Raw genomic sequence first — 14660 nt, 5'->3', positions numbered from 1 at the left:
CAGGGACTTCACTGTCCAGGGCACTGTTGGCGATGTGTCAACTATGGTGCACCCGAAGCCGCGACGACGCCAGTCCTAGGGGCGCTGCTCGAACACCTGCCCGATCCAGCCGTTGACGTCGAAGCGTTCTGTCGGCTTGAAGCCCTGGCTCTCGTAGTAGCGCTGCAGGTCGCCGTCGCCGCCGGCCCAGCAGTCGACCCGCACCAGCCCGATGCCGCGTTCCCGCGCCTCGTCCAGCGCGAACTCGATGAGCCGCGAGCCGACCCGGTGACCGGTGAACCGGCGCGAGGTCAGCAGCAGGCCGATGTAGATCTCCGGCTCGTCGACCGGCGAGACATGCGGGAAACGGTCACCGAGGATGATCGCCCCGGCCACCTGGCCGTCGATCTCGGCGAGGTACAGCCCCGGCCCGTCGACCATCCCGCGGACCCGCTCGACCCGCTTCGGGATCGTGGACCACGGCTCGCTCCCCCACTGCCCTTCGCTGCCGCGCGAGGCCAACCACGCGACGACCTCGTCGAACATGCTCAGCAGCGTCTCGAAGTCCCCAGAACCACCCTGCCGGATGATGAAGTCACTCATCCTTCTGTTCTACAACATCGTGAGGACACGCGGCCCTTCTGTCGTGATCGCCACCGTGTGCTCGACGTGCGCGGCGCGGCAGCCGCTCGCGGTGTGCAACGTCCAGCCGTCTTCCGCGGTCCGGTACTCGTCGCTGCCGTCCATGATGTACATCGGCTCGATCGCCAGGACCAGGCCCGGCTTGAGCCGCATGCCGCGGCCCGGCCTGCCCTCGTTCGGCAGGTGCGGGTCCTCGTGCATGGCGCGACCGATGCCGTGCCCGCCATGGTTCTCGAGGAGGCCGTACCCGGCCTCGCGGCCGACGGAACCGACGGCGTGGGAGATGTCGCCCATCTTCCCGCCCGCCACCGCGGCGGCGATACCGGCGGCCAGGCCACGCTCGGTGGTCGCGATGAGTTCGAGGTCGGCGGGGTCGGCGGTGCCGACGACGTAGCTGATCGCCGCGTCACCGTGCCAGCCGTCGATGCAGGCGCCGCAGTCGATGCTGACCAGGTCCCCGTCGTTCAGCCGGTAGTCCGACGGGATGCCGTGGACGACGGCGTCGTTGACGCTCGCGCAGAGCACGCCGGGGAACGGCGTCGGCGCCGAACGCGGCCGGTAGTTCAGGAAGTTCGGCTTCGCGCCGGCGTCCCTGATCACCTGCGCGGCGACCTCGTCCAGCTCCTTCAAGCTGACGCCGATCACCGACGCCCTCTTCACCGCTTGCAACGCCTGCGCCACGACCCGGCCGGACTCGCGCATGACGTCCAGCTCGGCCTGGGATTTCAACTCGACCATGACGATAACTATACCGGTATAGTTATCGTCCACAAGCGTTGGCCCTCCGGACCGGCTGGCGAGTGCCGACCGGGTCGTGAGTGGCGATTCGGGTTAGAACCCGAATCGCCACTCACGACCAACCCAGCCCACCCCTCACCCGCAGCCTCAAGTCAGGACACGCCGAGGTGGCGCGCGATCAGCATCCGCTGCACCTCCGAGGTGCCCTCCCCGATCTCCAGGATCTTCGCGTCCCGGTAGAAGCGGCTCACCGGGAACTCGTTCATGAAGCCGTACCCGCCGAAGATCTGCGTCGCCTCGCGCGCGTTGTCCATGGCGGCGTTCGACGCGACCAGCTTCGCGATCGACGCCTCCTTCTTGAACGGCTCGCCGCGCAGCATCTTCGACGCCGCCGCGTAGTACGCCAGGCGCGCGGTGTGCGTGCGCACCTCCATGTCGGCGATCTTGAACTGGATCGCCTGATACTCACCGATCTTGTGCCCGAACGCCTCGCGCTCCTTGACGTAGCGCAGGCATTCGTCGATACAGCCCTGCGCGAGCCCGACGCTCAGCGCCGCGATCGCGACCCTGCCTTCGTCCAAAATGGACAGGAACTGGGCGTACCCTCGGCCGCGTTCGCCGACGAGGTTTTCCGCCGGGACACGGGCGTCGTCGAACGACAGCTCGTGCGTGTCCGAGCAGTTCCAGCCGACCTTGGAGTACTTCGGCGCGACCGCGAAGCCCGGGGTGCCGGACGGGACGATGATCGCCGAGATCTCCTTGCGCCCGTTCTCCTTCACGTCGGTGACGGCGGTGACCGTGACCAGTTTCGTGATGTCGGTACCGGAGTTGGTGATGAACGATTTGCTGCCGTTGATCACCCAGTTGTCGCCGTCGAGCTTCGCCCGCGTGCGGGTGGCGCCCGCGTCCGAGCCGCCGCCCGGTTCGGTGAGCCCGAACCCGCCGAGCGCGGTACCGGCGCACAGTTCGGGGAGCCACTTCTCCTTCTGTTCCTCGGAGCCGAACCGGTAGATCGGCATGGCACCCAGGGAAACCCCGGCCTCGAGGGTGATGGCGACCGAGGAATCGACCCGTGCCAGCTCCTCCAAAGCCAAGCAGAGCGCGAAGTAGTCGCCGCCCATGCCGCCGTACTGTTCCGGGAAGGGCAGACCGAACAGACCCATCTCGGCCATTTTCGCGACGATCTCGTACGGGAACTCCTGCCGCTCGTACAGATCGCCGATGACCGGGGCGACCTCGGAACGGGCGAAGTCCTCGACCGTCTTGCGCAGCGTTTCGTACTCGTCATCCAGCCGAAAGTCGATCATTGGCCATCCTTTTGGGGTGTCACAACGGCTACGGTCTCGTCCAGTGCGACCTGTTGGCCCGTCCGGACGGGGAGTTCGCTGACCACGCCGTCGATCGGCGCGGTGATCGTGTGCTCCATCTTCATCGCCTCGACGACCACGAGCGGCGTTCCGGCGCTCACGACGTCGCCGGCGGCGACCTTGACCACGAGCACGGTGCCGGGCATCGGGCTGGTGACCGGTCCGGCGCCACCCGCGGCACCGGCGGCCGAGGCCAGCCTTTCGCGTTCACCGATCGCGAAGCTGTGGCCGTCACGCGCGAGCCACACCGTCCGCCCGCTCCCGGCCGCATGCCGGTAACGGTGGAAACCGGTGGGATGCCGGACTTCGAGCAGATCACCCTCGCGCCGCGCGGAAACCCGGACCGGCTCCGCGCCGTCGACGCTGACGAGCGCGTTCGCCGGGGTGCCCTGCACCCTTACGACGACCTCGGAACTTCCCGACTTCAAGGCGAAGTCGATTCCGCCGGACGCGCCTAGCCGCCAGCCGTCGGGAACGGCCCAGGGATCGATGACCGGACCTCGCGGTTGCAAGGAGAGCAGCCTGTCGAGCGCGGCCGCCACGAAGAATTCCGGCGGCACCTCTTCGGAGACCAAAGTAGACAGTCGCCGGTCGACGAGTCCGGTGTCGAGCTTGCCGTCGCGGACGTCGGCGTCCGCCAGCAATCCGCGCAGAAAGGCGATGTTCGTGCCGACGCCGAGCAGCGCGGTGTCGGCGAGCGCGAGATCGAGCCGGTGCAGCGCGGCCGCGCGATCCGGTCCCCAGGCGATGACCTTGGCCAGCATCGGGTCGTAGTTCGAACCGATGACCGCGCCCTCGCTCATCCACGAGTCGACGCGAACGCCCTCGCCGGACGGCTCATGGACCGCGAGCACGGTGCCGCCGGTCGGAATGAAGCCACGGGCGGGATCTTCGGCGTACACGCGGGCTTCGACGGCGTGCCCGTCCAGCCGGACGTCGTCCTGCGACACCGTGAGCACGTCACCCGCGGCGATCTTGACCTGCCACTCGACGAGGTCGAGCCCGGTCACCAGTTCGGTCACCGGATGCTCGACCTGCAGGCGGGTGTTCATCTCCATGAAGAAGAACTCGTCCGGTGCGAGGGCCGACACGATGAACTCGACCGTGCCCGCGCCCACGTAGCCGACCGACCGTGCCGCTTCGACCGCGGACGCGCCCATCTTCGCGCGCGTCTCCTCGTCCAGCAGCACCGACGGCGCCTCTTCGATGATCTTCTGATGCCGCCGCTGCAGGCTGCACTCGCGCTCGCCGAGATGGATCACGTTGCCGTGCTTGTCGGCGAGCACCTGGATCTCGATATGCCTCGGCGTGGTGACGAACCGCTCCATCAGCAGGGTGTCGTCACCGAAGGAGCCCTTGGCTTCACGACGGGCGGACTCCATCGCGGCGTCCAAGTCGGACAGGGCGTGCACCAGCCGCATACCCTTGCCACCACCACCGGCGGACGGCTTGAGCAACAGTGGGAACCCGACCCTTTCCGCCGCGGCCGCGAAACCACCCTCCGGAATGTCCACATCGGACGCCCCGGGTACGACCGGGACACCGGCCTTGGACACCGTCGCCTTGGCACGGATCTTGTCGCCCATGGCGTCGATCGCCTCGACCGGCGGACCGATGAAGACCAGCCCGGCTTCAGCGCAGGCACGCGCGAACTCGGCGTTCTCCGCGAGGAAACCGTAACCGGGGTGGACCGCTTGAGCGCCCGTGTCGAGCGCCGCCTGGACGATCGCCGGGATCGACAGATAGCTTTTCGCCGCTTCGGCCGGGCCGATGCGAACCGCCGTATGCGCCTCGCGGACGTGTTTGGCGTCGGCGTCCGCGTCGCTGTACACCGCGACCGAGCGGATGCCGAGCCCTCGCAGCGAGCGGATCACGCGGACGGCGATCTCCCCGCGATTGGCGACCAGAACCGTGTCGAACATGCTCACATCCTGAAGACGCCGTAGTTGACATCGGACAAAGGCGCGTTGGCCGCCGCGGACAGCGCGAGGCCGAGCACCGTGCGGGTGTCCGCCGGGTCGATCACCCCGTCGTCCCACAACCGCGCCGTCGAGTAGTACGGGCTGCCTTGCGCCTCGTACTGCTCGCGGATCGGCTCCTTGAAGGCTTCTTCGTCCTCTGTGGACCATTCGTCGCCGCGAGCCTCGATGGCGTCGCGGCGGACCGTCGAAAGCACCGACGCCGCCTGCTCGCCGCCCATCACCGAAATCCGCGCGTTCGGCCACATCCACAGGAACCGCGGCGAGTACGCGCGGCCGCACATCGAATAGTTGCCCGCGCCGAACGAGCCACCGATGACGACGGTCAGCTTCGGCACGCGCGCGCAGGCCACCGCGGTGACCATCTTCGCGCCGTGCTTGGCGATACCGCCCGCCTCGTAGGCGCGGCCGACCATGAAGCCGGTGATGTTCTGCAGGAACAGCAGCGGGATGGAGCGTTTGTCGCACAGCTCGATGAAGTGCGCGCCCTTCATCGCGGACTCGGCGAACAGCACGCCGTTGTTCGCGATGATGCCGACGGGGTGGCCGTGGATCCGGGCGAACCCGGTGACCAGTGTCGAGCCGTACTCCTTCTTGAACTCGCCGAACCGGCTGCCGTCGACGATCCGGGCGATGACCTCGCGGACGTCGTAGGGCACGCGCGGGTCGGTCGGGACGACGCCGTACAACTCGTTCGGGTCGGCTGCCGGTTCCTCGGTCGGGAGGACGTCCCACGGGCGTGGCGTACGCGGCCCCAAAGTCGACACGATCGAGCGAACGATGCGGAGCGCGTCGGCGTCGTCCTCGGCCAGGTGGTCGGTGACGCCGGACTGGCGCGAGTGCACGTCCCCGCCGCCGAGTTCCTCGGCCGTGACGACCTCGCCGGTCGCGGCCTTCACCAGCGGCGGACCACCGAGGAAGATCGTGCCCTGATTGCGCACGATGACCGCTTCGTCGCTCATCGCCGGGACGTACGCGCCGCCCGCGGTGCAGGAGCCGAGCACCGCCGCGATCTGCGGGATGCCCCGCGCTGACATGGTCGCCTGGTTGTAGAAGATCCGGCCGAAATGCTCACGATCCGGGAAGACCTCGTCCTGCCTCGGCAGGAACGCGCCGCCGGAGTCCACCAGGTAGACGCACGGCAGGTTGTTGTGCAGCGCGACCTCTTGCGCGCGCAGGTGTTTCTTGACGGTCATCGGGTAGTACGTGCCGCCCTTGACCGTGGCGTCGTTCGCGACGATCACGCATTCGCGGCCGGAGACCCGCCCGATTCCGGTGATGATCCCGGCCGACGGCGCTTCGTCGTCATACAGTCCGGTGGCGGCCAGCGGGGACAGCTCCAGGAACGGCGAACCCGGGTCGAGGAGGGTGTCGACCCGGTCGCGCGGCAGGAGTTTGCCCCGCTCGACGTGGCGGGTGCGGGATTTCTCCGGACCCCCGAGCCGGGCCGCGGCGAGCCGCTTGCGCAGGTCTTCGACCAGCTCGGCATGGGAGGTGACGCTGCGGGCGTACTCGTCGCTGCCCGGATCCGCCGAAGTGCTCAGTACGGGTGTGTCCATGGCTCCTCGTCGCCAAGTTAGCCGTCGTTAACTCGCTTGCTCAGGTTAACGCCTGCTAACCCGCTCTGTCCACCGCATCCCCGGTAAGTACGTGAAGGCCCCCTTCATGGCGCTAGACGCAATGAAGGGGGCCTTCACGTACTTCGGAAGATCAGCCGATCGCGGAGACCAGCGGGGCGTAGTAGCCGCCACGCTGTCCGGCGACCGTCGGGTGGTACGAGTTCACCACCGGCCAGGTGAGGCTGTGCAGGTAGTCACTCGCCGACGAGCAGATGTTGTGCCCGGTGAAAGCACCCCGGACGTCGACGAACTTCGCCCCGTGCGCGGACGCGCGGGCCGAAAGCACGGAGGCCAGCGTGTCGGAGCCCGAGTTGATCGCGGAGCGCTTGGTGTCGCTCAGCCCGACCGAGCACGAACCCGGAACCGTGTAGAAGCGCGGGTAGCCGAGTACGACGAGCTGAGCGCCCGGCGCCTTCGACTTGATGGTGCTGTAGACGTTGTTCAACAGCCCGGGCAGCGTGTTGTTCACGTAGTTCTTGGCGGTGTTGACCCGGTTGATGCAGGTCTGATCGCTGCCGGTGGTGCAGGTGGTCATGACGTCGGCGAACCCGGCGTCGTTGCCGCCGACCGACACCGTCACCAGCGTGGTGCTGGAGGTGACGTTGGCGGCCTGGTTGAGGACGTCGCCGGTGCGCGCCCCCGAGCACGCGACGAACTTGAACGAGGTGCCGGCGTGGGCGTTGGCCCACAACTGGGGATAGGCGTTGGTACTGCGCATGCAGTTGCCCGAGTCCCCGTAGCTGCCGGCACCGACACCGGAGGAGTACGAGTCACCGAGCGCGACGTAGTTGGTTGCGGCTTGCGCGGTGCCGGCAAGCCCGAAACTGGCGAGAACGGCGACCCCCAGGGCCGCGACTGATCTGATGAAGGAACGCGATTTGATCCGAGCAGGGACGGCCATGGTCACTCCTTCGTGACAAGTTAACGAGACACAGCATTACCAGGTGGTAGCTCCACGCAAAAGGGTCATTTCCCCAGGTAACCCGCTTGGCCCAGGCTGGAAGTACGGCCGCGTGTTAGCGCTCGCTAACACGCGCCCTTAATATGGCCAGATGTCGGCGAACCCCACCCCACTCGTGAACGGCGAGAAGGCGAACAGGCGTGAACAGATCATGGCCGCCGCCGCCGAACTCTTCGCCCATCACGGGTTCCACGGCGTCGGGATCGACGACATCGGCGCGGCGGTCGGTATCTCCGGGCCCGCGCTGTACCGGCATTTCCGCAGCAAGGACGCCATTCTCGGCGAGATGTTGAATTCGATCAGCCGCTACCTCCTCGACGGAGGGACGGCACGCGCGAGCCAACGGGGCGAGCCCGGCGACGTTCTCGAAGCATTGGTGCATTTTCACGTGGACTTCGCGCTCGCGCATCCCGCGCTGATCACCGTCCAGGAGCGCAACCTCGCCAATCTCACCGACAGTGACCGCAAGCAGGTCCGCGCCATGCAGCGTCAGTACGTCGAGGTATGGGTGCGCGCGATCAGTGACGCCGTGCCGGGGATCGGCGAGCGGCAGGCCAGGTCGGCGGCACACGCGGTGTTCGGGTTGATCAACTCGACGCCGTACAACCGCCATCTCGGTGACAGCGAACTCGCCGAAATGCTGTGCCGCCTCGCGCTGGGTGCACTGCACGCGGCGAAGTGACCACGTCCGGGTTTCCGCCTGTCGCCACTTTTCCGTCCACTGGTGTTTGATAGGCACGTGGAGCCGGACAGGAGCGAGTACGAGCGGAGGCTCGTCGAGAAGGCGCAGCGTGCGCTCGTGGCGATCAGCCTCGGGGAAGACGCCGAGGCGCTCGACGAGCTCGCGCCGACGGCCGACGAACCGGTGGCTCGCTCCGAAGAGACCAAAGAGCTCGTCATGATGCTCTTCGGCGAATGCAGCGCCATGGTGTCGACCCTCGGCGACGGCGGCAGCGCGCCGGTCAAGGTGCAGGTGTTCGACGAGGACGGCGAAGAGGTCTCCATCGATCAGGCCGACCCGCCCGTCCGGACGGCCGTGCGCACGCTGCTGGCCGAAGTGCACGGCAACAGCGAGGCCGCGCAGGAACAGGTCGAGATCGCGCTCGCCAACGCCGCCCCGGACGAGGTCGACAGCCTGGTGCTGCAGGCGCTGCGCTGGACGATCCGGCTGTCGGCGGAATGCCTCGACCGGGACCTGCCGGTGGCGCCCTGGATTTCGGACGCCGTCGCGGACTAGCCCGGTCGCGTCTCGTGAGTGGTAATGACGGTTCTAACCGTCATTACCACTCACGAGCAGTTTCACCAGCCGCGCGATCTGCTCGGTCTCGATCAGGAACGAGTCGTGCCCGTAGGGCGAACCGATGATGGCGAACTCGGCACCCGCGACGCCGTCCGCGATGGCCTGCGACTGATACAGCGGATAGAGCCGGTCGCTGTCGACCCCGGCGGCCACCGTGCGCGCGGTGATGCGGCCCAGCGCGTTCGCGACGCCACCGCGCCCGCGGCCGACGTCGTGGGTGTTCATCGATTCGGTGAGCACCACGTAACTACCGGCGTCGAATCGGCGGGACAGCTTCCCGGCATGATGGTCCAAATAGGACTCAACGGCGAACCGGCCGCCACGCAACGGATCCTCGCCGTCCTGGTGGCGTCGGCCGAAGCGTTGAGACAGTTCGGCCTCACTGCGATACGTGACGTGCGCGATCCGGCGCGCGATGCCGAGACCTGCCTCCGGTCCGCCGCCCGGGACGTCGTAGTAGTCGCCGCCGTGCCAGCCCGGATCGGCGCGAATGGCGTGCAGTTGCGGCGCGGCCCAGGCGATCTGGTCGGCCGACGCCTGCGCCGTCGACGCGAGGACCAGCAGCGACGCGACCCGCTCCGGTTCACCCACCGCCCATTCCAGCGCGCGCATCCCGCCCATGGAACCGCCGAGCACGCCGGCCCACCGGCCGATGCCCAGCGTGTCGGCGAGGACGACCTCGGCGGCCACCTGATCTCGTACGGTCACGGCGGGAAATCTGCTGCCCCAGGCCTTTCCGTCCGGCTGCCGCGACGAAGGCCCGGTCGAACCCTGGCAGCCGCCGAGCACATTCGGGACCACGACGAAGAATTCGTCCGTGTCGATGGCCTTGCCCGGCCCGATCAGATCGTCCCACCAGCCCGGACTGACGTGGCCTTCCTCCGCGGGCCCGACGGCGTGACTGTCCCCGGTCAGCGCGTGCTCGACGAGAATCGCGTTGGAGGCGCTGGAATTCAGCGTTCCCCAAGTTTCGTAGGCGAGCGTGAAAGACAGTTCCGGTCCGGTTTCGAGTACTTGGGTGCCGGTGACGAACTGACGCCGTCCAGGCGGATCTCCCTCCCGCCACGCGCCGGTGACGGGAGGGAGGTCGGGAGCCTGGGTCACAAAGCCGCCTTGGCCGCCCGGAATCCGGCCTCGAGGTCGGCCTTGAGGTCCTCGATCCCTTCCAGTCCGACGGCGAGCCGCACGAGCCCCGGCGTGACGCCGCTGGCCCGCTGCTCCTCCGGGGTGAGCTGACTGTGTGTCGTCGAGGCCGGGTGCACGATCAGACTGCGTACGTCGCCGATGTTGACCAGCTGGCTGTGCAGTTCCGTACCGTCCACAAAGGCCCGTCCGGCTTCGACACCGCCACGCAGCTCGAAGGACAGGACGGCGCCCGCGCCCTTCGGCAGGTACTTTTTCGCGGCCGCGTGGTACGGGCTGGACGGAAGCCCGGCGTAGTACACCTTCTCGACCTCGTCGCGCTGCTCCAGCCATTCGGCCAGCGCCTGCGCGTTGGCCACGTGCCGCTCCAGCCGCAGCGACAGGGTCTCGATCCCTTGCAGGATGAGGAAACTGTTCAGCGGCGCGATCGCGGCACCGGTGTCACGCAGGATCTGCACCCGGGCCTTGGCCGCGTACGCGCCGGGGCCGAGCGCCTCCCAGTACTTGAGGCCGTGATAGCTCGGATCGGCCTCGTTGAATCCGGGGAAGCGCGCGGGATCCTTGCCGAAGTCGAAGGTTCCGCCGTCGACGAGTACACCCGCGACCGTGGTGCCGTGGCCGCCGAGGTACTTGGTGGCCGAGTGGACCACGACGTCGGCGCCGTGCTCGATCGGGCGGACGAGGTACGGCGTCGGCACGGTGTTGTCCACCACCAGCGGGACACCCGCTTCGTGCGCGGCGTCGGCGACCGCGCGGATGTCGAGCACGTTGCTGCCCGGGTTGGCCAGCGTCTCGGCGAAGAACAGCTTGGTGTTGGGCCGGACCGCGGCCTTCCACTGCTCGATGTCGTCCTGGTCCTCGACGAACGAGACCTCGATGCCGAGCTTCGGCAGCGTGTAGTGGAAGAGGTTGTAGGTGCCGCCGTAGAGCGACGGGCTGGAGACGAAATGGTCGCCCGCGTTCGCGAGGTTGAGGATGGCCGCCGTCGTCGCCGCGGATCCGGAGGCGAACGCCAGCGCCGCGACACCGCCTTCGAGCGCGGCGAGGCGCTGTTCCAGGACGTCCTGCGTCGGGTTGTTGATCCGGGTGTAGATGTTTCCCGGCTCGGCGAGGCTGAACAGATCGGCGCCGTGCTGGGTGTCGCGGAACACGTACGAGGTGGTCTGGTAGATCGGGGTCGCCCGCGCACCGGTGGCGGTGTCCGGCGCGGCGCCGGCGTGGATCTGCTTGGTCTCGAACGACCATCCGTCCGCGCTCATCGCGATTCTCCTAGCGGTTCAAGGGTTTCGGCTGTTGTCACCGAAACTAGCTCCGCCGAACGGAGCACCCAACCACTCTCAGGAGGTGGGAACCTCCGGCGCGGCGCTCAGGACCAGCACCGTCGCATCATCGGCGTCCGACGTGTGCGACGGTCCCGGCTACTGGACAATCACGGCATGGTTTCCGTGCGCAGCGTGGTCGACCGGGTGGGGCCGACGCTGTTGCACGCCCTGCAGGTCCCCGAGGAGTCCCCGGCCGTCGGCGACGTCGTCATCGCCGAACCCGGCAACACCCTCGCGGCGGGCGATCTCGTCCTCGGCGTCGCGATCACCGAGACGTCGGACGCCGCGGAACTCGTCAAGCTCAGCGCGTCGAAAGGTGCCGCCGCGGTCCTGCTGAAGCCGCCGCTCGCGGCGAAACCGTCGGTCAAGCGGGCGGCGAAGTCGGCGGACATCGCGTTGATCGAGGTGCGCTCGGCGACGTCGTGGGCCCAACTGGTCTGGCTGCTCAGGACCGTCCTCGACGCGCTCGCCGACGAATCCGACGCGTTGGAGGACGGCGGCGGCCCCGGCTCCGGCGACCTGTTCCGGCTCGCCGACGCGGTCGCTTCCGTCGTCGACGCGCCCGTCACCATCGAAGACACCAACTCGCGGGTGCTCGCCTACTCGGCCCGGCAGGACTTGACCGACTCCGCGCGTGTCTCCACGATCATGGGCCGCCGCATCCCCGACGACGTGCTCGCGCGGTTCCGCTCGCGAGGGGTCTTCCGCGAGCTTTCCCGTGGACGTCAAACGATCTTCGTACCCGCGCAACGCGACGGCACCCTGCCCCGGCTCATCGTGCCGATCCGGATGGGCGGCGAGCTGCTGGGGTCGATGTGGGCGGTCGTCGCGGGCCCGGTCTCCGACGAACGCGCGGCCGCCTTCGCCGACGCGGCGCCCGTCGTCGCGCTGCACCTGCTGCGCCGCCGCGCGCACACCGATTCGCAACGGCGGGTCTCGGCCGAACTCCTGCGTGCCGTGCTCGAAGGGAAGGCCAGCCCGCGCAAGGCGATCGCCGAACTCGACCTGTCCGAGGAGCCGCACCGCGTCGTCGTCATCGAGGTCTCCGGCGGCGACGGTCGCGACGACGAGGGCCTGCGGCTCGCCCTCCTCGAACGGATCTCGCAAGGTGTCGGCAGACGACCGGTGGCCACCGAACTCGGCGGCGTGCTCTACGCCGTCGTCCCGGACGGCGACGGCTGGGACGAACTCCGGGCCGCGCTCGAAGCCCTCCCGGCGTCGCGCCGCGGTGGCACTCCTCGCGCGGCCGCCGGTTCGGCGTGTGAGATCGGGGAACTCGCGACCTCTCGCGCCCAGGCCGACGAGGCGTTGGGCCTGCTGCGCGCCAAGCTCGTCCCCGGCCGCGTCGTCGTCTTCGACGAGGCGTGGACAGCCCTTTCGCTGCATCGCGGGGCAACGGCGGCGAGTACGGCGAAAGTGGCCGAACTCGGTCCGCTCGGCCTGCTGCGCGCGCACGACGAAGCCCACGAGAGCGGCTACGTCGACACGCTCTACCAATGGCTCCGATACCCCGGCGATCCCCGCGCGGCCGCGAAGGAGCTCCGGATCCATCCCAACACCCTCCGGTACCGCATGCGGCGACTGCTCGACCTCGTCCCGCTGGACCTCGACGATCCCGACGTCCGGCTGGCGTTGATCACGCAACTCGTTTCGCTCCGGTGGAGTTGATTCAACTACAAACTACTCAGTACCGAATACTTTGTAGTGCGACAAAATTGTGCGCCGACGTCATGAAAGGGTCTTTCAGGACGTAAAACGTCTTGAAAGACCCTTTCCTGGCATCCGGCGGCTAGTGGGCGCTGGCGCGATATCCGTCCTCAATGGTCTGGCGTACCGCGGCGAGCAGATCGGCACCCGGGTAAAGCGGCAGAAGCACACCGGGGCCGCCGTCGACCCGCAGCGCGGCTTCATAGCCGTGCCCGGGAGTTTCGACCAGACCCACGATGACATCCGCCGGATTGCCTTCGGTGTCGACGGTGCGGACACGCCGCTCCCGCCGCCAGTCCTGATTTGTCATGCGCAACAGAATGGCAGCTTACCGGCCAGTAAGATCAACATCTTGACTCGATCGTGCTGCATTTACCGATCCGTAGGTTGCAGACCGCGCTCACCCCCAGCGAACGCGGCCGTGCGTCAAACCCGATAACCGAGGTCGTCGGCGACGAATCGCTTCGGCACCATCCGGATCCAGACGGTCCCTTTCACCTCGGGATCATCGTGGAGGTAGGAACGAAAACGCGCATCCCATTTCCGCTCGTCCGCCCCGAGATACCGGCTCAGCAGCCGCCGTCCACGGGGGACGTCGAACGGCAGTACCTCCGCCTCACCTCGCGCGAGCACCTGTTTGACCACGCCGGTGCCGACGTCGCAGACATCGACGGTCAGCGCGATCGATGGCGATTCGCGGGCGAGACCGGCCAGCCGCGCCCATGGTCCGGTGAGGATCCAGAACGCCCGGTCCTCCCAGAGGTACCAGGTCGGACGCACGGTCGGCCCGGTCGTGGCGACCCGCGCCGTCAGCGGACCGGCGAGGAATTCGTCGACGTCGAACATCAGATCTCGAGCAGCGTCTTGCCGACCGTGCCCCGCGACTGCATCGCCGCGTGCGCGTCCGCCGCCCGTTCGAGCGGGAACCGTTGACCGATCACGGGTTCCAGCCGCCCCGCCGCGGCTTCGGCGAGGGCGGATTCGGTGAACGCCCGCAGCTCGGCCTGCCCGCCGAGCTGCCGGATCACGGCGACCCCGCGCGCGGCGGCGTCCTCTTCGGACACCTCGGTCCAGACGCCGCTCGACAATCCGTAGATCAGCATCCGGCCACCGGGCCTCAGCAGCCCGAACGACGTCGTGCCGATCTCACCGCCGACCCCGTCGAACACGACGTCGACCTCGCCCGCCTTCGCCGCCCAGTCCGGCTCGCGGTAATCGACCGCCAGATCGGCTCCGCGCGCCTGGACATGCTCGACCTTCGCGGGACCGCCCGCCGCACCGACGACCTCCGCACCGGCCGCCTTGGCGAGCTGGACGACCAGTCCGCCGACACCCCCGGCCGCGGCCTCGACCAGTACGCGCTCCCCCGGCTTGATCCGCGCCGCGGTCACCAACGCCGTCGCCGTGCGGCCGTCGGCGAGGATCGCCACCGCCGCGTCGAGGGCCAGGCCGTCCGGCACCTCGAAGACGGAATCGGCGGCGACGGCGACGCGCTGCGCGTACGCCCCGGAGCCGCCTGTCGAGGTCACGACGCGTTTCCCGGCCAGACCGGGATCGACTCCTTCGCCGACCGTGCTGATCACCCCGCCGACGCCGTTGCCCGGGATCATCGGCAGCTCCACGCGGAACGGCCCGCCGCCGGCGCGGACCTGTGTCTCGACGAACGTGATGTTGGCGTACGCCACCTCGATCAGCACCTGACCCGCTGCCGGGACCGGATCGGGGGCGTCACCCGCGACAAGCACTTCGGGCCCGCCGAACTCTTTCAACCACACGGCTCTCATGTGGACCAAGGTGCAAGCTCCAGTTCGGTGGAGGTCAAGCGGCTGTGACGACAGAACCATGATCGGCCCGCAGGATTGTCGCGCGCGCACGATGACACCGCCGTCCGGGTGTATCACCG

Annotated in this window: 14 protein-coding genes; 3 read left to right on the top strand and 11 right to left on the bottom strand. The window is 68.3% G+C overall.

Features of this window, described 5'->3' with window-relative positions:
* Positions 1 to 75: 75 nt before the first annotated feature.
* The 6 genes from ACZ54P_RS26875 to ACZ54P_RS26850 all read right to left on the bottom strand — a co-directional run bounded on the left by ACZ54P_RS26875 (position 76) and on the right by ACZ54P_RS26850 (position 7225).
* A complete protein-coding gene (locus ACZ54P_RS26875; protein WP_465464339.1) occupies positions 76 to 582 on the bottom strand; it encodes a GNAT family N-acetyltransferase in 507 nt (168 codons plus the stop codon).
* Between the two features lie 9 nt (positions 583 to 591).
* Positions 592 to 1359 carry a type I methionyl aminopeptidase gene (gene map / locus ACZ54P_RS26870; RefSeq protein WP_465464338.1) on the bottom strand — a complete coding sequence of 256 codons (768 nt, stop codon included), beginning with the start codon at positions 1357 to 1359 and terminating at the stop codon, positions 592 to 594.
* A 152-nt stretch (positions 1360 to 1511) separates the two neighbouring features.
* A complete protein-coding gene (locus tag ACZ54P_RS26865; RefSeq protein WP_465464337.1) occupies positions 1512 to 2666 on the bottom strand; it encodes an acyl-CoA dehydrogenase family protein in 1155 nt (384 codons plus the stop codon).
* Positions 2663 to 4648, bottom strand: a complete 1986-nt coding sequence (locus tag ACZ54P_RS26860) for an acetyl/propionyl/methylcrotonyl-CoA carboxylase subunit alpha (protein ID WP_465464336.1) — start codon at positions 4646 to 4648, stop codon at positions 2663 to 2665. Before ACZ54P_RS26860 ends, ACZ54P_RS26865 begins: the two co-directional genes overlap by 4 nt.
* A gap of 2 nt (positions 4649 to 4650) precedes the next feature.
* The gene (locus ACZ54P_RS26855) at positions 4651 to 6264 is read right to left on the bottom strand and encodes a carboxyl transferase domain-containing protein (protein WP_465464335.1); all 1614 of its coding nucleotides are present in this window, start codon (positions 6262 to 6264) and stop codon (positions 4651 to 4653) included.
* A gap of 151 nt (positions 6265 to 6415) precedes the next feature.
* Positions 6416 to 7225 (bottom strand): SGNH/GDSL hydrolase family protein, encoded by an 810-nt coding sequence (locus ACZ54P_RS26850; protein WP_465464334.1) that lies wholly within the window; start codon positions 7223 to 7225, stop codon positions 6416 to 6418.
* Between the two features lie 151 nt (positions 7226 to 7376).
* Here ACZ54P_RS26850 and ACZ54P_RS26845 point away from each other — a divergent pair, with 151 nt between their 5' ends.
* Positions 7377 to 7967: an SACE_7040 family transcriptional regulator gene (locus tag ACZ54P_RS26845; RefSeq protein WP_465464333.1), complete on the top strand. Its 591-nt coding sequence runs from the start codon at positions 7377 to 7379 to the stop codon at positions 7965 to 7967.
* Positions 7968 to 8024: 57 nt separating this feature from the next.
* The gene (locus tag ACZ54P_RS26840; protein WP_465464332.1) at positions 8025 to 8522 is read left to right on the top strand and encodes a hypothetical protein; all 498 of its coding nucleotides are present in this window, start codon (positions 8025 to 8027) and stop codon (positions 8520 to 8522) included.
* A 33-nt stretch (positions 8523 to 8555) separates the two neighbouring features.
* On the opposite strand, the gene metX is transcribed toward ACZ54P_RS26840, so the two are convergent.
* Together metX and ACZ54P_RS26830 are read right to left on the bottom strand one after the other, a co-directional pair.
* On the bottom strand, positions 8556 to 9689 hold the full coding sequence (metX, locus tag ACZ54P_RS26835) for a homoserine O-acetyltransferase MetX (RefSeq protein ID WP_465464331.1): 1134 nt from the start codon (positions 9687 to 9689) through the stop codon (positions 8556 to 8558).
* On the bottom strand, positions 9686 to 10987 hold the full coding sequence (locus tag ACZ54P_RS26830; protein ID WP_465464330.1) for a bifunctional o-acetylhomoserine/o-acetylserine sulfhydrylase: 1302 nt from the start codon (positions 10985 to 10987) through the stop codon (positions 9686 to 9688). Before ACZ54P_RS26830 ends, metX begins: the two co-directional genes overlap by 4 nt.
* Positions 10988 to 11164: 177 nt before the next feature.
* Here ACZ54P_RS26830 and ACZ54P_RS26825 point away from each other — a divergent pair, with 177 nt between their 5' ends.
* Positions 11165 to 12718: a PucR family transcriptional regulator gene (locus ACZ54P_RS26825; RefSeq protein ID WP_465464329.1), complete on the top strand. Its 1554-nt coding sequence runs from the start codon at positions 11165 to 11167 to the stop codon at positions 12716 to 12718.
* Between the two features lie 121 nt (positions 12719 to 12839).
* Here ACZ54P_RS26825 and ACZ54P_RS26820 read toward each other — a convergent pair whose 3' ends face one another.
* The 3 genes from ACZ54P_RS26820 to ACZ54P_RS26810 all read right to left on the bottom strand — a co-directional run bounded on the left by ACZ54P_RS26820 (position 12840) and on the right by ACZ54P_RS26810 (position 14541).
* Positions 12840 to 13067, bottom strand: coding sequence for a hypothetical protein (locus ACZ54P_RS26820; RefSeq protein ID WP_007033850.1), 228 nt, complete (start codon positions 13065 to 13067; stop codon positions 12840 to 12842).
* Positions 13068 to 13183: 116 nt separating this feature from the next.
* Complete coding sequence (locus tag ACZ54P_RS26815; protein ID WP_465464328.1) at positions 13184 to 13603, bottom strand: pyridoxamine 5'-phosphate oxidase family protein; 420 nt, start codon at positions 13601 to 13603, stop codon at positions 13184 to 13186.
* Positions 13603 to 14541, bottom strand: a complete 939-nt coding sequence (locus ACZ54P_RS26810) for a zinc-binding dehydrogenase (RefSeq protein ID WP_465464327.1) — start codon at positions 14539 to 14541, stop codon at positions 13603 to 13605. Before ACZ54P_RS26810 ends, ACZ54P_RS26815 begins: the two co-directional genes overlap by 1 nt.
* Positions 14542 to 14660 lie beyond the last annotated feature (119 nt).

This window comes from Amycolatopsis sp. NPDC034160, from assembly GCF_055575355.1.
The sequence above is the reverse complement of the archived record's forward strand: the minus strand, read 5'-3'. Positions and strand labels throughout refer to the sequence as shown.